Source organism: Bacteroides xylanisolvens, assembly GCF_018289135.1.
GTDB lineage: Bacteria > Bacteroidota > Bacteroidia > Bacteroidales > Bacteroidaceae > Bacteroides > Bacteroides xylanisolvens.
In genome coordinates, this window is sequence record NZ_CP072216.1 from 817,443 (window position 1) to 837,421 (window position 19,979).

The 19,979-nt window shown below is 41.8% G+C and carries 13 protein-coding genes; 7 read left to right on the plus strand and 6 right to left on the minus strand.

Features of this window, described 5'->3' with window-relative positions; all coding sequences use genetic code 11:
• Positions 1–175: 175 nt before the first annotated feature.
• The 5 genes from INE92_RS03565 to INE92_RS03585 form a co-directional block, all read right to left on the minus strand.
• The gene (locus INE92_RS03565; protein WP_004312593.1) at positions 176–2,167 is read right to left on the minus strand and encodes a glucosamine-6-phosphate deaminase; all 1,992 of its coding nucleotides are present in this window, start codon (positions 2,165–2,167) and stop codon (positions 176–178) included.
• 148 nt (positions 2,168–2,315) lie between these two features.
• Positions 2,316–3,092, minus strand: a complete 777-nt coding sequence (locus tag INE92_RS03570; RefSeq protein ID WP_151935969.1) for an amidohydrolase — start codon at positions 3,090–3,092, stop codon at positions 2,316–2,318.
• A 94-nt stretch (positions 3,093–3,186) separates the two neighbouring features.
• Complete coding sequence (locus INE92_RS03575; protein ID WP_004312588.1) at positions 3,187–3,741, minus strand: 1-acyl-sn-glycerol-3-phosphate acyltransferase; 555 nt, start codon at positions 3,739–3,741, stop codon at positions 3,187–3,189.
• A 7-nt stretch (positions 3,742–3,748) separates the two neighbouring features.
• On the minus strand, positions 3,749–4,018 hold the full coding sequence (locus INE92_RS03580; protein WP_004306027.1) for a hypothetical protein: 270 nt from the start codon (positions 4,016–4,018) through the stop codon (positions 3,749–3,751).
• A 123-nt stretch (positions 4,019–4,141) separates the two neighbouring features.
• Positions 4,142–5,329, minus strand: a complete 1,188-nt coding sequence (locus INE92_RS03585) for an ATP-binding protein (protein WP_004312586.1) — start codon at positions 5,327–5,329, stop codon at positions 4,142–4,144.
• Between the two features lie 1,014 nt (positions 5,330–6,343).
• Between INE92_RS03585 and INE92_RS03590 the strand changes: the two genes are divergently transcribed.
• The 4 genes from INE92_RS03590 (at position 6,344) to INE92_RS03605 (ending at position 11,196) form a co-directional block, all read left to right on the plus strand.
• Entirely contained in the window at positions 6,344–7,297 is a 954-nt protein-coding gene (locus tag INE92_RS03590; RefSeq protein ID WP_151935968.1) for a tyrosine-type DNA invertase cluster 3b, read from the plus strand.
• Between the two features lie 414 nt (positions 7,298–7,711).
• Positions 7,712–8,461, plus strand: coding sequence for a YjbH domain-containing protein (locus INE92_RS03595; protein ID WP_074909016.1), 750 nt, complete (start codon positions 7,712–7,714; stop codon positions 8,459–8,461).
• Between the two features lie 6 nt (positions 8,462–8,467).
• On the plus strand, positions 8,468–9,685 hold the full coding sequence (locus INE92_RS03600; RefSeq protein ID WP_195436599.1) for a hypothetical protein: 1,218 nt from the start codon (positions 8,468–8,470) through the stop codon (positions 9,683–9,685).
• A gap of 47 nt (positions 9,686–9,732) precedes the next feature.
• The gene (locus INE92_RS03605; RefSeq protein WP_195436598.1) at positions 9,733–11,196 is read left to right on the plus strand and encodes a carboxypeptidase-like regulatory domain-containing protein; all 1,464 of its coding nucleotides are present in this window, start codon (positions 9,733–9,735) and stop codon (positions 11,194–11,196) included.
• A 397-nt stretch (positions 11,197–11,593) separates the two neighbouring features.
• Here INE92_RS03605 and INE92_RS03610 read toward each other — a convergent pair whose 3' ends face one another.
• A complete protein-coding gene (locus tag INE92_RS03610; RefSeq protein WP_195436597.1) occupies positions 11,594–13,810 on the minus strand; it encodes a patatin-like phospholipase family protein in 2,217 nt (738 codons plus the stop codon).
• A 271-nt stretch (positions 13,811–14,081) separates the two neighbouring features.
• Here INE92_RS03610 and INE92_RS03615 point away from each other — a divergent pair, with 271 nt between their 5' ends.
• From INE92_RS03615 to INE92_RS03625, 3 genes are read left to right on the plus strand one after another with little or no spacing between them, the layout of a single operon-like run.
• Positions 14,082–15,338, plus strand: a complete 1,257-nt coding sequence (locus tag INE92_RS03615; RefSeq protein WP_008021831.1) for an efflux RND transporter periplasmic adaptor subunit — start codon at positions 14,082–14,084, stop codon at positions 15,336–15,338.
• 3 nt (positions 15,339–15,341) lie between these two features.
• Positions 15,342–18,446 carry an efflux RND transporter permease subunit gene (locus tag INE92_RS03620; protein ID WP_008643983.1) on the plus strand — a complete coding sequence of 1,035 codons (3,105 nt, stop codon included), beginning with the start codon at positions 15,342–15,344 and terminating at the stop codon, positions 18,444–18,446.
• On the plus strand, positions 18,446–19,825 hold the full coding sequence (locus INE92_RS03625) for an efflux transporter outer membrane subunit (RefSeq protein WP_008643984.1): 1,380 nt from the start codon (positions 18,446–18,448) through the stop codon (positions 19,823–19,825). Before INE92_RS03620 ends, INE92_RS03625 begins: the two co-directional genes overlap by 1 nt.
• The last annotated feature ends 154 nt before the right edge of the window (positions 19,826–19,979 follow it).

Sequence of the window (19,979 nt, forward strand, 5' to 3'; positions counted from 1 at the left end):
ACACGGAGGGCAAATCTATGAAGCGATATAAAAATGGTTGTTCATAATAACTCTGTGTCCTCCTTTCCTCTGTGGTGAATTATCCCCGCAAAAATAACAAAAAAAGAGCGAGAAGTATCGAAACTTCCCACTCTTCTTTCATTGTTTTATATTCTCTTAATTAAGAATATTATTCTTATAAAGGAACGTATTCTACAAATGCTTCCATTGCTTCGTAAGAAGCCAGTCCTAACTTATCATACAAAGTAGCTGTGCCACGGTTGCGGTCTTCGCTACGTTGCCAGAACAAACGTTCGTCATTACCCAGGAACGGAGCGCTTTCCATCTGCGACTGATGTTTCAGGATAGAGTTACGTTTTGCACGAAGTTCTTCCGGACTGATCGGCACTGCCATTTCAATATTTTCGATTTCCCATTCAGCCCACGCACCACGGTACATCCAGATACGGCAGTCTTTCAGCCATTTGGCACCTTCTTCTTTTTCAAGATCAACGGCTGCGAATACGGCGTCCGTACATACACGGTGTGTTCCGTGCGGGTCGGCCAAGTCACCTGCAACGAAAATCTGATGAGGTTTCACTTCACGAAGCAAGTTACGTACGATTTCCACGTCTGCTTCACTGATCGGGTTTTTCTGAATCTTACCTGTTTCATAGAACGGCAAGTCTAGGAAGTGGCATCGTTCCAATGGTATATTGTTATAAGTACAGGCCGTACGGGCTTCACCACGACGAATCAGACCTTTGATAGTCAGAATGTCACGACTGTCCATATCACCATCTTTCTTCTCTTTCAAGAAATTACGTATTTCTGCATATTTCTCATTGATAACCTGATCTGCACTGTTATTGAAGAGTTGGTTGAATCCGTTGATGAAATGCATGAAACGAACTACTTCTTCGTCACCAACGGCGATATTACCGGAAGTTTCGTAAGCTACGTGTACTTCATGTTTTTGCTCTACCAAACGACGAAGCGTACCACCCATCGAAATAACGTCATCATCCGGATGCGGAGAGAAAATGATTACACGTTTCGGATACGGTTTTGCACGTTCCGGACGGTAGGTGTCATCAGCATTAGGTTTGCCACCCGGCCATCCGGTAATGGTGTGCTGTAAATCATTGAAGATTTTGATGTTTACATTGTACGCAGAACCGTAAAGTGCCAGAAGTTCACTCAAACCGTTTTCGTTATAGTCTTTATTTGTCAACTTCAGAATCGGTTTGCCGGTCAACTGACACAACCAAACGATGGCACTACGGATTAGTTTATCATTCCATTCGCAAGAAGTTACCAGCCACGGACGTTGGATACGTGTTAAGTTCATAGCTGCTGAAAGATCAAGAGCTACATGCGCGTTGTTGTGAGTTTGCAGATAAGAAGCCGGAATAGTGTCAGTGATCGCACCTTCCACACATTCTTTAATCATAGCTGCTTTGTTTTCCCCCCATGCAAGCAGATAAACCTTCTTTGCGCCAAGGATAGTGGATACACCCATTGTAATAGAACTGATCGGCGTATTATCCAGCGTTCCGAAAATCTTGGATGCTTCGTTGCGTGATGCATTATCCAACAAAATCAGACGAGTGGTAGAATTCAGTCGGGAACCCGGTTCGTTGAACGCGATGTTACCTACACGGCCAATGCCCAACAAGGCAATATCAATACCTCCGAAGCTTTCGATGCGTTGTTCGTACAGACGGCAATATTCGAAGATGGTATCTTTGGCAATGCTTCCGTCGGGAGTGAATATATTTTGTTTGTCAATATCGATGTGATCCAGCAACATACTCTTCAAAGCATTGAAGTTGCTGTTGATTGCATCGGGAGCCAACGGATAATATTCATACATATTAAATACGATCACATTGCGGAAGCTAAGACCTTCTTCCTTATGCATGCGGATGAGTTCGGTATATACGTGGCTGGGCGAATCACCTCCGGGGAGTGCCAATACGCAGAAGCGTCCTGCTTTTTGTTTTTCGCGGATGGTCTGTGCTATTTCGCGAGCAATATAGTTAGCACCTTCTTCTACGGATTCGTAGATGTCCGTAGGGATTTTTTCGAGTCTTGTCAAGACTGATTTTTCAAATGCATTCTCCGGTCTGTAGTATCTGGGGGAGACCCGGTGGAGACTGATTTGAGAACTAAGATTTGTTTTCATAAAGTTGTTAATTAAGTTATGTAAGATTAGCGTCCTTACGACTGTATTTTCACGACAAAGATACAAAAGAAGTCTATATAATTAACTACCGAATTCTAGGTATTGTTGCTACATGAATCTGTTTTTAACATTTGTTATTTGGCAAATGTTATAGATGGAATTCGTCTGCATCTTTCCATACCGGGAACTTCTCTCTGAATTGGTTGAGAGCAGTGAGATTTACACTGACAGTCGTTATTCCTTCCTTTTCATCTGGAATTGAGCCGATTTCTTCTCCGAAAGCGGAGTAGACTTTACTTCCTCCATTATATGAAAGTTGGTACCCGTCTGTACCTACTCTGTTGACACCGCATACATAGCATTGATTTTCTAAAGCGCGTGCCCGGAGTAGAATATCCCAAACCAGACGGCGGGGGATAGGCCAGTTGGCTACATATATTAAAAGGTCGTACTCGTTGCCTACGTTTCGGCTCCATACAGGGAAACGAAGGTCATAGCAAACCAGCAGGCAGATATTCCATCCATGATAGGGGATGATGAGTCGTTTATCACCGGCCGAAAAGTGTTCAGCTTCCCGTCCCATACGAAACAGATGTCGTTTGTCATAATAGAACTCTTCTCCTTCCGGCGTCAGAAAGAACGCACGGTTATAAAACTGTTTGTTCTCTGTTGCTATATAGCTTCCGCAAATGGCTAGCTGGAATTTGGCGGCCCATTGTTTGAGTGTTGTAATGGTTTCCCCGGAATTTGGCTCTGCCAGTATTTTACTCTGCATACTGAATCCGGTAGAAAACATCTCCGGTAAAACAACAATCTCCGTTATTCCACGAAGACTTTGCAGCTTTTCGTGGAGCAAACGGAGATTTTCTTGTTTATTTTCCCAAACAATATCGGTTTGTATGATAGAAATACGGATAGACTCCATGATAACTAAGTATTAAGTAATAAGTATTAAGTATTAAGCCGTGCGGATAAGTATATCAAAAGCTACGATTAATACTTAATACCTAATACTTAAATCATATTTCTCCAAGAGCGAAATTCTCCGGATGTTTTCCTTTGAAATCCTTGAAGTAAAGTTTGATTTCTCTCATGTCCTTATTAATATCTCCTGACGGCATGATAGCTTTCGTTGCCGAAATCGTTTTTTTGCTGTAATCAATACCAATCAGAACGATAGGAACCTGTGCTTTCAAGGCTATAAAATAAAAGCCTTTTTTCCAGTTTGGATTCGCTTTACGGGTTCCTTCGGGAGTGATAGCCAAATTAAACTTTTTATATTCGGCAAATTTATGAACCATCTGATCTACTAGCGAAGTTTTTCGACTGCGGTCGACGGGAATTCCGCCAACTGCTTTGAAAAAGATTCCAAGCGGAAAGAAAAACCATTCCTTTTTCATCATGAAACTTGTCTTACGGCCTATAGCACCATAAAATAGTTTTCCAATAAATAAATCAAGGTTTGTTGTGTGTGGAGCGGCACATATCACGCATTTGTCATAATTAGGCACCGTAACGTTTGTCTTCCACCCTAACAGGCGGTAATAGATAAAGCTATAAATTGCTTTTTTCATTCTGTTGTTAGTTCAATTTCCCTATAGCTTCAATAATCTCGTTTACCTTTGCATTAAAATCAGCACGGAATTTCTTATAAAAACCTTTCACGTTGCCCGGTTCTGTGTGGCTGATGCGAGTAACAAATTCATCCTGCATCTTCAGTACCTCTGCCATCAGTTCATCTGCTTTCACCTTGTCTGTGCCAGGGATGAACATACTGTTGATTAAACACTCGGTGAATAATTCTCCTGCGATATAGTTTACGTTCTTTTTGAGTTCTCTTCTACTTGCCATAATCTTTACATCTAATGGTGAATAATAAAAAATACTTGCGGTAAAGATAGGTACTTTCTTTGATTCTAGCGAATAATACGGGGAAAAACATTATTCAAGCCTGCATCTTCTTGCTGTATTTCTTTATTCAAATAACTTCGCAGGATTGATACTTAAGAATTGTTCGGCTTTCATGCCCCCTTCTCCGACTACGAAACTAGCATACGGTTGATACATTTTGCGTATTTCTTCTAGTCCTGCATTATACATTTCACTGTTGCTTTTTACTTCTATGGCTACAATCCGGTTTTTCTTTTTCAATATATAATCTACTTCCTTATCTTTTTCTCTCCAGTAAAATACTTCATAGTTACCAGTAAATGCGTTGGAAACAATATGTGCACCAATTGCAGATTCAAAAATACGTCCCCATTCTTTTCTGTTGAGAATAGCCTCCTTAAAAGTCAAATCATTATATACGGTTTTTAAAGCATTGTTGAATACCTGAAATTTAGGAGCGCTTGCTCTTTGGCGCGACTTGTCCATTGCAAACTTTTGTAAACCGGTCAGTAAGCCGCTATCTCCCAGTAAGTTTAAATATCCTGCTAGCGTTGTTGTATTTCCAGCGTCTTGTAATGCTCCTACCATTTTGGTCAGCGATACGATTTCACCGGAATAAGAAGTTCCCAGTTCAAAAGTTTGCCGTAATAATGCCGGTTTGCTAATTGGGGAATCGTATAAAATATCTTTATTGATAGTGGCATCTATGATTGCTCCATTGATATATTGTCCCCAGCGTTCTTCATCTTCTATCAAAAAAGCTGCTCCCGGGTATCCACCGAAATAAAGATACTGTTCCAGACTCATATTAAATGCATCCCGCATTTCCGGATACGACCAGTGTGTCATTCTTATCTCTTCAAAGCGACCCATCATCGAGTCTGATAATCCCTTTTCTAACAATACACGTGAAGAGCCGAGAAGAACGACTTTCATATTAATATCATTGAATGTATCTGCATCCCATTCTTTTTTGACTACTTCACTCCAATTTTTTATTTTTTGAATTTCATCGATTATCAGAATAAATTCAGATAATTTTTCTACTCGCATCTGTACTCTTGCCGTATTCCAACAGTCTGAAATCCAAGATGTCTGTGTAGCAGGAATACTATCTGCCGAATAGATTTGATAAGGTAGATTCAGATCATTGACTACTTGTTTGATGACTGTAGTCTTTCCAACTTGGCGAGGTCCTAACACTACTTGCAGGAAATGTCGAGGCTCTTTTAGTCTTTTTGTAATCGTTTGATATTGAACTCTTTTATACATGTTTTCTGTTGTTTATTCAATAGAATGAGTACTTTTACTCAATATATTGATTAGTTTTACTCAATAAATAACGCAAATATACACAATAAGTTGCTTTGTATCATTTTAAATCTACAATTCTTTATCTTTTCTTTAATCATGAAATGAAAGAGTATAAGAATGAATGAAACGGTGCAGAAATGAATGAAAGTTTGGTCTACTATAAAGTTGAAAAACATAAAAACATCTGCCACCTGCAACGAAAAGCGTGTAACACACTAATTAATAAATAGTTGGAACGTTGCAGATACCTGTTGCAGATAGGTTGCAGATAAAGTATCTGCAACACGTTATATAATCAAAGAAAAAGCCTGGATTCCTTTGTGCAAAGCTATGGGATAATTGGGGTGACTCCGTGGAGAAATGGTGGTGTCTCTACGGGGAAACGACAGTATCCTTACGTAGAAACTGTAGTGTCTCGCCTTAGGAACTCTCGTTTCCTGCCGTGGAAACTGTAATTTCTAATGCCGGAAACGACAGTTCCCCGCCTGGAAACGGGAAGTTAATGTATACAATAAACTTTTGCCCTCCTAGAGAATTGGCTTATGTAAGGTTTATACTGTGTGGCAGATACTTTATCTGCAACCTATCTGCCGCAGGTATCTGCAACGCTCCAACTATTTATCAACTAGTGCATTACACGCGTTTGGTTGCAGGTGGCAGATGTTTTCATGTTTTTTCAACTTTATAGTAGGAGGATTACGCATCAAAATTAGGGTCACAACCGTAAGTCATAAAACAGATTCACCTCTGTGCCCTCTGTGTACTCTGTGGTGAAAACAGTGCAGACATGAATAAGATTCACTTCTGCGGCCTATATGGTGAATAAATTCAGAACGTTATAGGAAAGTAAAAGAATAACTTCCACGCGAGTGAAGGTTTTCTTTTACTTTTCTTTTTTTATAATAGCTGCAATCATAAAGTAGCTTACTTTTGTTCTTTCTCTATATATTGTATAATCTAAAATAACTAGTGATGCAAAAAATGAATAAAAATGGATTTAGCCAATGTGCCGGAGCGTACATTGAGCGTTTGCGAAAAGAAGGGCGATATTCTACCGCTCATGTTTATAAGAATGCTCTTTTTTCTTTTAGTAAGTTTTGTGGAACAGGTAACATATCGTTCAGGCAAGTCACCCGGGAGTGTTTACGATGCTATGGACAGCATCTTTACGGGTCCGGATTAAAGCTCAATACGGTTTCTACTTATATGCGTATGTTGCGTAGTATCTATAATCGGGGAGTAGAAGCGGGAAGTGCCCCTTATGTTCCCCGGTTGTTTCATGATGTCTATACAGGCGTGGATATCCGGCAAAAGAAAGCATTGCCTGTGACCGAATTGCACAAACTACTGTATGAGGACCCGAAATCCGAACGTTTGCGTCGTACGCAGACGATTGCAGCTCTGATGTTTCAGTTCTGTGGAATGTCATTCGCGGATTTGGCGCATTTGGAGAAATCGGCTTTAGACCGGAATGTGCTTCAATATAACCGTATCAAGACTAAAACACCTATAAGCCTGGAAATTCTGGAAAGTGCAAAAGAGATGATGAATCAGCTTCGAAGCAATAAAACAGCTCTTCCTGATTGTCCCGACTATTTATTCGATATTCTGCATGGTGATAAGAAGCGGAAAGATGAAAAAGCATATAAAGAATATCAGTCTGCTCTTCGTCGTTTTAATAATTCTTTGAAGGATTTGGCGAGAGTGTTGCGCTTGAATTCGCCCGTCACTTCATATACCTTCCGACATTCTTGGGCCACTACTGCTAAGTATCGCGGAGTTCCGATTGAAATGATTAGTGAATCGTTGGGACACAAATCTATTAAAACCACACAAATATATCTGAAAGGCTTTGGATTAAGAGAACGCACAGAAGTAAATAGAAAGAATTTATCTTACGTTAAAAATTACAATGTAAGTAGGTAATAGATAGGCAAAACTTTAATAATCAGTATTTAAATGTATCTGTTACTTCTTAGGTAACGGAATCAAATATGACGCAAAGATAGACAAAAATATAAATAGCAAACAAATATTCCCCCATTTTTTTTCGTTTTATCTGATGCATACGGCAAAAAAAAATCCGAACATGAAATAATCATATCTTCATGCCCTATGATTTATATGTCCTGTTTTAAAAAGAATTTCCCCCTTCGCTAAAGGCAAAAACTCTTCTACCACTGTAATTGTCGATGTTTTTCTCTATTCTCATTCCGATTGGTCTTGATTGTGTGTTTTCCGTTACCTAAGAAGTAACAGAATTATATAAGGTAAAAATAGTGGATTAATCAAAAAAGTTTTGAGAATATCTCTATTTAAAAGTATAACATACAAATAAAGATGAAACAAATTAAAGCGGCTTTTAGGAATAAGCCATTTATTTCGTTAAAAGGTAGTATTCTATTTCTGATACTCATTCCGATGAGCGGTCTGGTTCATGCGCAATATTCCATGGGAACAACGGGGCAGTTGATGATACCTACCGCTGAAATGCAGGAGACCGGTACATTTATGGGAGGAGTCAATTTCTTACCCGAGCAAGTTACTCCATCGGTTTTCAGTTTTCCTACCATGAACTATTTTGTAGATATGACTCTTTTTTCTTTTATCGAATTCACTTACCGGATGACATTACTCAAAATGACAACCGGTACAGGCAGAACGGGTTATCATAATCAGGACCGTTCTAATACGATTCGTATTCGTCCGCTAAAAGAAAGTCGCTATTTCCCAGCTGTTGTGATTGGTGGAGATGATCTTTTGACGGAGAAGAAGACTCCGTATTGGGGAGCTTATTATGGTGTGTTGACAAAGACTATCGGGTTTCGTTCGGGAGACCAATTGGCTGTAACGGCCGGATGGTATATTCATCAAGGTGATTGTCGTGTATTTAATAAAGGACCTTTCGGAGGTGTCCGCTATACGCCTTCTTTTTGCAAAGAATTGAAGTTGATGGTGGAATATGATACGCGTGGATGGAATATGGGTGCTGCCATGCGCTTTTGGAAGCATTTGTCCGTCAATGTGTTTACTCGTGAATTTACATGTGTTTCCGCCGGTCTGCGGTATGAATGTACATTAATGCATTAAAAGAAGATGAAAAGGATTGTTAGTGTGACCGCTGTTTTTCTCTGTGGTATTTCTTTGTTACAGGCACAGCCTGTTCGTGTGAGTGAGACACTGAAAGAGTTGGATATGGAGAATATTTCAGTTGTGGAGAAAAGGGACACGATAACTGCGGCTTTTGAGACCTCTGCTTATAGAGGTATTTATAATGGAATCGGTATTGCCATACGCCATTTGGTTACTATACCGGAAATACCGACTTTGCAGCTACTTATATTAGATAATGCCTTACCACAATTATGCATAACCATCCCTGCAGAATTGATTCAAAAATATCAGTCCGGTGAATGTGCGTTGGATGAAGTGTATCGTAAGATGGGGATAACTACTTCTACCGAAACTGCTGTGCGTCAGCTGAAAGGTGTAAAGCGAAAAGAAAGTTCTTTCGGTAAGATGGATTTGGTAGTATATCCCAACGTGATGTTAGTCAATAATGTAACTTATAAGTTGTATAAGGCGGCTCTCGAGTTGCAACCTGCCCTGGAAATGCAATTATGGAAAGGAGCTTCGCTACGGATGCAGGTTTCTTTACCTGTTGTAAGTAATGAAGATGGTAAGTGGAACTGCGTTCGCTTGGGATTCATGGCTTTGCGACAGGATTTTCGCTTGGCTAATCATTGGAAAGGATACCTCACAGGCGGTAGCTTCTCCAATGATCGCCAGGGACTTGCAGCAGGCATCGGCTATTTTTCGGCAAATGGTCGGTGGACGGTAGAAGGTGGAGGAGGAATAACCGGCTCTGCTCATTTCTATGGTAGCGAGTGGAAAATGAGCAAGTGGAAAAGAGTCAATGGACAGATTAGCGTAGGATATTATATTCCGGAAGTGAATACCTTGGTAAAAGTAGAAGGAGAACGCTTTATTTATGGCGATTATGGAGTACGCGGAACTCTTTCACGCTACTTCGGCGAATATATTGTAGGTATATATGGTATGTATACAAATGGAGCAACGAATGCAGGATTCAACTTTTCTATTCCATTACCGGGAAAGAAACGCAAGCGACATCTGCTACGGGTAATGCTTCCCGAATATTTTGCTTTTCAGTATGATATGCGTAGCGGGAATGAATATGCCCATCGTTCGTTGGGCGAAAGTTATAGTGTTGAACCTAAGTCGGCAGAGAATTCACATTTCTGGCAGCCGGATTATATTCGATATTATTTGATTAAAACGAGTGAGAAGTGAAACATGATTGATATTTTAACTAGTATTTTTAACAAAATTGAAACATTATGAAAAGTGTAAAATGGTTTTATGTGGGTGCCATGGCGATAGCCTTGGGTATGTTAACTTTTGCGACAGTAGCCTGTCACGATGATGATGACGATCCGAAACCGGCAGAAGGGGAAGTAATTGAAACTCCAAAACCGGTAGTGGAGTATTACATTATGGGTACGGTGACTTCTGGAGGAAAAGCAATGAATGGGGTAAAGGTAAAAGTGGGTAGTAAAAATTACACAACCGACTCGAATGGTAAGTTCTCTGTTACAGAAAGTGCTACAGGTACTTATAGTATTGAAGCGTCTTCTAATGGATATCTTTCACAGAAAACGTCAGTTGTCATTGCAGATAATGCGGAGAATCGTAGTGTGGTAACGGTAGCTCTGGCTCTGACAAAGGAGAGTCCGAAAGAGACTGTGTCAATAACGGCAGCAGAAGAAACTAAGGTAGAGGATAAGAGTGAATCGAATCTGGCAATTGAAGAGCCGGGAGAAGTTGCTCCGGAAGAAGTGGTAGAGGATAAACCACTCGTAAAAGTCGAATTGGCAATACCGGCAGGTGCAATTGAGGCAACAGGAGAGAATGCAGAAATTGTTAAAGATGGTAAAGTAGACATCAGTGTAACAACCTTTGTTCCTGCTCCTGCAGAAGTAACTACTGGAGTAAAGGCTGAAGAAGTGAATAAAGATATACCTAAAAGCATCCCTTTAGCTGCTGCTAAATTTGAACCGTCTGGTTTGCAATTTGCAAAAAAGGTTACGATTTCTATTCCTAACCCTATCCCTGGAATAACATTCGCTGATGCTGATATGATACTTACTTATCAGAATCCAGATACAGGAGAATGGGGAGATGCAAAAGATAATCAGGGAAATGTAATTAAAAATATATCTTCTACTACAGAAGGTGGAGCTGTCACTGCGTATACAGCCGATGTCGATCACTTCTCTGCTTATGCTATAGAGAATAAAGTATACAGTAAGATTAGTAATGAAACTGTGACAACTACTATTCTAGGACAAGCTAGTCGTGATAATAGCGAGAATGCTAAAGCAGTGACTGGTATTGAACTGAAATATAAGGAAAAGTCTGGTTGGGACTATGATAAGAATGATGCTGCTCTTGTTGCTGAAGTAAAATCGCAATTAGGAGCTGGTGCTAGTGCTGAAGATACAAAAACGGTGAATGCAATGGTTGCTTTCATGAAAACTCGTATGTTCTCATTAATGGGATCGGTATCTGGCATTACGGAAACTGAACGTGTTTATAACACTGTAAATGTAAACGGATACACCACTATGAGTTATACTTGCTATGCAAAAGCTCGTACTACCACATTGACGGCTAATGTAAAGTTTAATGGTCAAAACAAGACGGTTTCGATTACAGCAACTCGTTATACCGGAACGGATCATCAATATAAGACGGTTACTTATAATCCGACACATAGCGGCGGTAAGGGTGGTAGTATTTAAGATGTTTTATAGTAAGGGGCTTGGATTCATTTGTAGCATTGAATCCTTGCCTTAGCCGATTAGGAAAAAGTACAGAGGTACATCTTTACCTAATCGAAGCCACGCATCAGATTTTATTTTGATGCACATTTCCCTGAATATCAACTGTCTGTGAAGACCGTTGATATGATTTGAGACGATTCATTGAATCGATATGTAATATTTTTAATAAAACCCTTTTTAATATGTTCCTTTTTTAATAAACCCTTTGGGGCATATTCATATAGAGTATAGAGGGAGGAGATCACTGTGAAGCGGTCTCCTCTTTTGCTTTTTGAAAATATTGTATTACGCGAAGTAGTATTGCTAAAATCTGTCTTCCTTGGAGTGTTATTATATTCTTTTTGACTAGATTTGACTAGAAGTAATACCCTAAATTCACAAAACAACTTCCTTTGTCCGTCTGATTGGAGTATCCCAACGATATTTCCAATGGTCCGAAGATGCTGTCCATTCCATAACCTGCACTAACACCGAATAATTGCTTGCCTTTCAATATATCGAAGAAATTACTATCCGTTAGCCCGTAGTTACCCGTCAGTGTGAGATAATGAATGGCTCCCATACGTTGTCTGAATTTAATAGACGCAATCATTATGGTGTTATCCATCAATTCCAGATTGGTGACCCCGGCAAATGGTAATTGCTGTGGAATATAGAAACCGGGTACGTCACCGCCAATGGCATTTTGCAGCGGATAAGGAAAATCTCTTCCGATCAGGATACGTCCATAAATGGAAGGAATGACGGAGAAACGGCGGGTCACAGGGATGACACTTGCCCACGAAGCATTCAATGCTGAAAATGGAGCGTGGTCGTTGTATTGTGCCATGTTATCCGTATAAAGCGAATAGGCAGCTCTGAAGTCACTTCCTTTAGAAGGGAAGCGTCCTTTATCATAAGTATTATATTGCACTTGGGCAAAATAACTTAGAAAATGTTCCGATTCCACTTTCAGATCGGAGATTTCAGGTTTCTTGAACAGGAAATCTTTGTACTTGTAATATTCAAAACGCAGACCGAGTCCGAAGCGGAAATTCTTGTACCATACATCGGAGAAACCGAATTCTGCCAGATGATATTTATACGTTGTATTATAGGCACGCTCACCTTCCTCGTAAATGTTGATATCGTTGTATTGGAACATATACGAGAAGTTGAAATTACGTTGCTGCATGGGTTCCAGCGTATAGTCTATGCGGGCAGCATATCGTTTACCCAATCGACCGGTAAGAGCCAGGCGGGAAGGAATATGAGTTTTGAGGTCTGCCGTTGCATTCACCAACAAAGACGCGATTTCTTCCGAATCGAAACGGATGCCCAGATTGATTCTTCTTTCGTATTTTTCCTGCAACAGGAAGTTGAGGTGATAACCTTCAGGAGTCTCTTTCAATGTATAGCTGGCACTGGAATAGGATTGGCTGCCACGTAATTGATACAAGGCCTGTTCTATTTGTTGAGTGGTAATGTCACTGTTTTCTTTCAGATTACATTTCTTCATCAGCCATTTTTTATCATCCACCTCTACACCGGAAAATGAGATGTCCGTCACATAAACTGTGCGTGCATTGGAAAGAGAAGAATAAGGGCCATGTTGCTTCGGAGTATAATCTTCGGCTATTCCTATCTTCTTTTTCAAGGCAAGCAACGAATTCCATTGTTCTTTAGCCGCTTCTTCGCCTCTTCGCATCAGAGTGTCGATGGCTGCCGGGGTAAAACTGGCAGATGAATATCCCTCCACATTGACACGGATATAAGTGTCTGTGAGGTCTACATTCTTTTCGTGGTTAGACTGGCAGGTGATGTCTACAATCTGTCCCAGAATATCGGGGACGCTGTTGAGCTTGTCAGCCTTCTTCAAAGCATTCTGCACGTCTACTCCGATAATAATATCGGCTCCCATGGCTTTCACAACATCTGCCGGATAGTTGTTTACAATGCCGCCGTCCACTAATACCATGCTGTCTTGCCGTACCGGAGTGAATACACCCGGAATAGCCATACTGGCACGCATAGCGGTTGAGAGTATTCCGTCATGGAATACAATTTGCTCTCCATTGACAACATTGGCTGCCACACAAGCAAAAGGAATGGGAAGTTTATTGAAGTCGATGGAGTCATGATACCCCACAGTGAGATCTGAAAATAGGTTAGCCAGATTTTGCCCTTTCATGAGTCCTCCGGCAGCAGCATCCTTGGGAGTTTTGGTGAAAGGGATAGAGACTGTATATTTTTCAGACCGCTCACGATCAGTCAATGACATGGCACTTCGTTTGATACGGTCGCTCAACAGGAATGTCCAATCTTGTTTTCGTACCATGCTGTCCAATTGTTCCGTAGTATAACCGATGGCATACAGACCACCTACGATAGCTCCCATACTGGTGCCGGCTATATAGTCAATAGGAATTCCGGCTTCCTCAATTACTTTCAGTGCTTTGATGTGTGCCATTCCTTTGGCACCGCCACCGCTTAGAACGACACCTACCTTTTTCCTTTGCTCTTGAGAATGCAAAGAAAAAGGCAATAAGATGCCAATTGATAAAACTAATGTTGAAAAGATTTGTTTTTTCATTAGGATGTGGTCTAGTGTTGATGTTTAATATAATACAAATGTAGAGCATAATTTGTTTAGTTGTTGAAATAGGAACTAAAAAAAATGTTCCAAAAGTCGGAAATGTGGATTTTTTCTACACCATACAGTGAATTTCCACACTTTCTGCAAAACGAAGAAATATCTAATGCTTTGATTTTAAGCAAATAATGCAGCTAACGCATTTTTGGTATATGAGTTGTAAATAAGGATATAGAACAAACATAAGTTAAATTAAATAATAAGATTCGATATGAGATTATTCTTTTCGAAACATGAGTTGAAACTGAGGAGAAAGAGAACCATTGCTGCTATTATATGTATGGTAGTTGTGTTGGGTGTGTACTGGATACTGACCCGACCTCAGAAGGCTGCGCCGGAAATGCCGACAGTCATTGTTGAACCGGTAGTGAAAGACGACGTAGAGATATACGGGGAATATGTGGGGCGTATTCGTGCCCAACAGTTCGTCGAGGTACGTGCCCGTGTGGAAGGTTATCTGGAAAATATGCTTTTTGCCGAAGGTACATATGTCAATAAGAATCAGGTTTTGTTTGTAATCAACCAGGACCAGTATCGTGCCAAAGCAGATAAAGCCAGAGCACAATTGAAAAAAGACGAAGCGCAGGCTTTGAAAGCGGAACGTGATTTAAAACGTATCCGTCCGTTGTTTGAACAGAACGCTGCAAGCCAGTTGGACTTGGATAATGCGGAAGCTGCTTATGAAAGTGCCGAGGCAACGGTAGCCATGAGCGAGGCGGATTTGGCACAGGCTGAACTGGAATTGGGTTATACCATTGTTCGTTCGCCCTTATCGGGACACATTAGTGAAAGAAATGTGGACTTGGGTACGTTAGTAGGCCCCGGAGGAAAATCATTGCTTGCTACCATTGTGAAGAGTGATACAGTGTTGGTGGATTTCAGTATGACAGCACTCGATTATTTGAAGAGTAAAGAAAGAAACATTAATTTGGGACAGCAGGATTCCACCCGTTCCTGGCAGCCGAATATTACCATTACATTGGCAGATAATACCGTCTATCCATTTAAAGGATATGTGGATTTTGCCGAACCGCAAGTCGATCCTCAAACCGGAACTTTCTCTGTACGTGCAGAAATGCCGAATCCGAAACAAGTATTGTTGCCAGGACAATTTACAAAGGTAAAGTTGTTGCTGGATGTTCGTGAAGGTGCACTGGTTGTTCCGATGAAAGCCGTTACCATCGAAAAGGGTGGGGCATATATTTATACCATGCGCAAAGATAATGCGGTAGAGAAACGTTTTATCGAATTAGGACCGGAAGTCGGGAATAATGTGGTGGTAGAAAGAGGACTGGCAGAAGGAGAAATGGTGGTTGTAGAAGGGTTCCATAAGTTGACTCCGGGCATGAAAGTACGGGTCAGTGATCCGGAAGCCGAAGCTGGGGACAGTATAACTACGACAAAAAATGAAGTGACCGGAGTAAAAGAAAACACTACCGGAACGAAGGATAACGCGAAAGGAGAATAAACGATGAAAGTTACTTTTTTTATAGATAGGCCGGTCTTCTCGGCCGTAATCTCCATCGTGATTGTGATTGTCGGCATTATTGGTCTGACGATGCTTCCGGTGGATCAATATCCGCAGATTACCCCTCCGGTGGTGAAGATCAGCGCATCCTATCCGGGTGCCAGCGCACTTACCGTGTCGCAGGCAGTAGCCACTCCGATTGAGCAGGAAATCAATGGTACGCCGGGTATGCTTTATATGGAATCAAACAGTTCTAACTCCGGAGGTTTTTCGGCAACGGTCACTTTTGATGTATCTGCTGATCCGGATTTGGCAGCCGTTGAGATTCAAAACCGTGTGAAATTAGCGGAATCCCGTTTGCCGGCGGAAGTCATTCAGAATGGTATTTCAGTAGAAAAACAGGCTCCCAGTCAGTTGATGACGCTTTGTTTGACTTCTACTGATCCGAAGTTCGACGAAATTTATTTGAGTAACTTTGCTACTATCAACGTGCTCGATGTAATTCGCCGTATTCCTGGGGTTGGACGTGTATCTAATATAGGTAGCCGCTATTATGCGATGCAGATATGGGCGCAACCCGATAAGTTGGCAAACTTTGGGCTGACCGTACAGGATTTACAGAATGCATTGAAGGATCAGAACCGTGAATCAGCGGCCGGTGTATTGGGACAACAACCGGTGCAGGGACTGGATATTACCATTCCTATTACGACTCAAGGACGTTTGTCTACCGTAGGGCAGTTTGAAGATATTGTAGTGCGTGCCAATGCCAACGGATCTATTATCAGGTTGAAAGACGTGGCGCGTGTATCGTTGGAGGCTTCTTCTTATAACACGGAAAGTGGTATCAACGGCGAGAATGCTGCTGTGCTTGGTATTTATATGTTGCCGGGAGCAAATGCGATGGAAGTAGCCGAGAGGGTAAAAGAGGCTATGGATGAGATTAGCAAGAATTTTCCGGAAGGATTGAGCTATGAGATTCCGTTCGATATGACGACTTATATTTCCGAATCTATTCATGAAGTATATAAGACGTTGTTTGAAGCGTTGGTATTAGTTGTATTGGTGGTTTATCTATCCTTGCAGAGCTGGCGTGCAACGTTGATTCCGGTAGTAGCGGTGCCTATTTCATTGATCGGTACTTTCGGATTCATGTTGATTTTCGGTTTCTCGCTGAATATACTGACATTACTCGGATTGATTCTTGCCATCGGTATTGTGGTGGATGATGCGATTGTGGTGGTGGAAGGCGTAGAACATATCATGGAAACGGAACATCTAAGCCCATACGAAGCAACGAAGAAAGCGATGAACGGACTTGCTAGTGCTTTGATTGCCACATCACTGGTATTGGCGGCAGTGTTCGTTCCGGTTAGTTTTTTAAGTGGGATTACAGGGCAGTTGTATCGCCAGTTTACGGTGACGATTGTGGTGTCCGTACTTATTTCTACGGTAGTGGCTCTGACATTGAGCCCGGTGATGTGTTCATTGATTCTGAAGCCGGATAACGGAAAGAAAAAGAATATCGTTTTCCGGAAGATTAATGAATGGCTGGGTATCGGTAGCAATAAATATGTGGCTGCTGTGACTCGTACGATCAAGCATCCTCGCCGGGTTTTAAGTGCTTTTGGTATGGTATTGATTGCTATCATGCTGATTCACCGTATTATTCCGACCAGTTTCTTGCCTGTGGAAGACCAGGGATATTTCAAGATTGAATTGGAACTGCCGGAGGGAGCTACTTTGGAACGTACCCGTATCGTAACAGAACGTGCCATTGCTTATTTGGAAAAGAATCCATATATTGAATATATACAGAACGTAACGGGAAGTAGTCCGCGTGTTGGAAGTAACCAGGGACGTGCTGAACTGACGGTGATCCTGAAACCTTGGGAAGAGCGGAAGAACACCACTATTGAGAAGATTATGGATACGGTGGAAAAACATTTGAGGGAATATCCCGAATGTAAAGTTTATCTGTCCACTCCTCCGGTTATTCCGGGACTGGGTAGCTCGGGAGGTTTTGAAATGCAATTGGAAGCCCGTGGAGAAGCCACTTTCGATAATTTGGTAGACGCGGCAGATACATTAATGTACTACGCATCCAAACGCAAAGAGCTGGCTGGTCTGTCATCTTCTTTGCAGTCGGAAATACCACAACTCTATTTCGATGTAGACCGTGACAAAGTGAAGATGCTGGGTGTGCCACTGGCTGATGTGTTCTCTACCATGAAGGCTTATACCGGTTCGGTGTATGTGAACGACTTTAATATGTTCAACCGTATATATAAGGTTTACATTCAGGCGGAAGCTCCTTACCGGGAACACAAAGACAATATCAATCTGTTCTTCGTGAAGGCCTCCAATGGAGCGATGGTACCGTTGACTTCTTTAGGAAATGCCTCCTATACCACAGGACCGGGAAGTATTAAACGTTTCAATATGTTTACTACGGCCGTTATTCGTGGAGCAGCTGCACAGGGATATAGTTCCGGACAGGCGATGGAGATCATGGAACAGATAGCCCGTGACCATCTTCCCGATAATATCGGTCTTGAATGGAGTGGCCTTTCTTATCAGGAGAAGCAGGCGGGAGGTCAGACTGGTATGGTGATGGCATTGGTATTCCTGTTCGTATTCCTCTTCCTTGCTGCACAATACGAAAGTTGGACGGTGCCTATTGCCGTGTTGCTCTCTTTACCTGTTGCCGCTTTGGGAGCCTATTTAGGAGTCTGGGTTTGCGGATTGGAGAACGATGTCTATTTCCAGATTGGTCTGGTAATGTTGGTGGGACTTGCCGCTAAGAACGCGATTTTGATTGTAGAGTTTGCAAAAGTACAGGTAGATAAAGGTGAAGACCTGGTGCAGTCGGCTATCTACGCAGCCAAATTGCGTTTCCGTCCGATTCTGATGACTTCTCTCGCATTCGTACTCGGTATGCTTCCGATGGTATTGGCAAGCGGTCCGGGGTCGGCAAGCCGGCAGGCAATCGGTACAGGTGTATTTTTCGGAATGATATTTGCCATTGTATTCGGTATCATTCTTGTGCCGTTCTTCTTTGTGATGGTGTATAAAACAAAGTCGAAAATTTTAAAACATAAGAAATAATGAAACGAAAGAAACTATATATTGCTATCCTGTTACTTGCCGGAGTCTTGACTTCCTGCAAGGTAGGGAAAAGCTATGTCCGTCCTGATCTTCATTTGCCCGACAGCTTGGAAAGAGCGCAAGACTCGATCAGTTTCGGCGATCAGGACTGGAGGGATATTTATACGGATGCTACTTTGAGAAGTCTGATAGAACGTGCACTGGATCATAACAAGGATATGTTGATTGCCGCTGCCCGTGTGAAAGAAATGGCAGCACAGAAACGTATTTCCACCGCTGCGTTACTTCCGGATATCAAAGGAAAAGTAACGGCAGAACGTGAACTCGAAAATCATGGAGGAGACGCTTTCAAGAGATCAGATACTTTTGAAGCACAATTCCTCGTTTCATGGGAACTCGATCTTTGGGGAAATCTGCGCTGGGCACGTTCGGCCAGTATTGCCGAATATCTGCAATCTATCGAGGCGCAACGCGCATTGCGGATGACGATTGTTGCTGAAGTGGCACAGGCTTACTATGAATTGGTTGCTTTAGATACAGAACTGGACATCGTAAAGCAAACATTAAAAGCCCGTGAAGAAGGAGTACGTCTGGCACGTATCCGGTTTGCCGGCGGGTTGACTTCCGAGACTTCCTATCGACAGGCACAGGTGGAATTGGCGCGTACGGCAACTTTGGTTCCTGACCTCGAACGTAAAATCTCCCTGAAAGAAAATGATATTGCCTATCTTGCGGGTGAATATCCTAATAAGATAGCCCGTTCCCGTTTGCTTCAGGAATTCAATTCTCCGGAAACACTTCCTGTTGGGTTGCCGTCTACATTATTGGAACGTCGTCCCGACATTCGTCAGGCAGAGCAGAAATTGATTGCTGCCAATGCGAAAGTGGGAGTGGCTTATACAAATATGTTCCCGCGTCTTGCCCTGACAGGTGGTTTCGGTAGTGAAAGTACTTCTTTGTCGGAACTTCTGAAATCTCCATACGCAGTGATGGAAGGAGCTTTGCTGACTCCGATTTTTGGCTGGGGAAAGAACCGTGCGGCATTGAAAGCAAAAAAGGCAGCTTATGAGGCTGAAGTACATAGTTATGAAAAAGCCGTACTGGAAGCTTTCAAGGAAACACGTAATGCAATTGTCAATTTCAACAAGATCAAAGAAGTGTATGAACTTCGTGCCAATTTGGAACGTTCGGCCAAGAGCTACATGGACCTGGCACAACTGCAATACATCAATGGAGTTATTAATTATCTGGACGTATTGGATGCCCAACGTGGATATTTTGATGCACAGATTGGGTTGAGTAATGCTATCCGTGACGAGTTGATTGCGGTAGTTCAACTCTATAAGGCTCTTGGTGGAGGCTGGGAACAAAATCCCTAGAATTATCATATCGATTCACTCATTGAAGAAAACGTAAAGGCTATCTCCCACACCGGGAGGTAGCCTTAATTTTTCTTTCTTCTTCTTTTTGTCTTAAAAACAACAACAGAAGAATTTTCATAATTCGGAAAAAAGTGCGAAATTTGCAACGCTT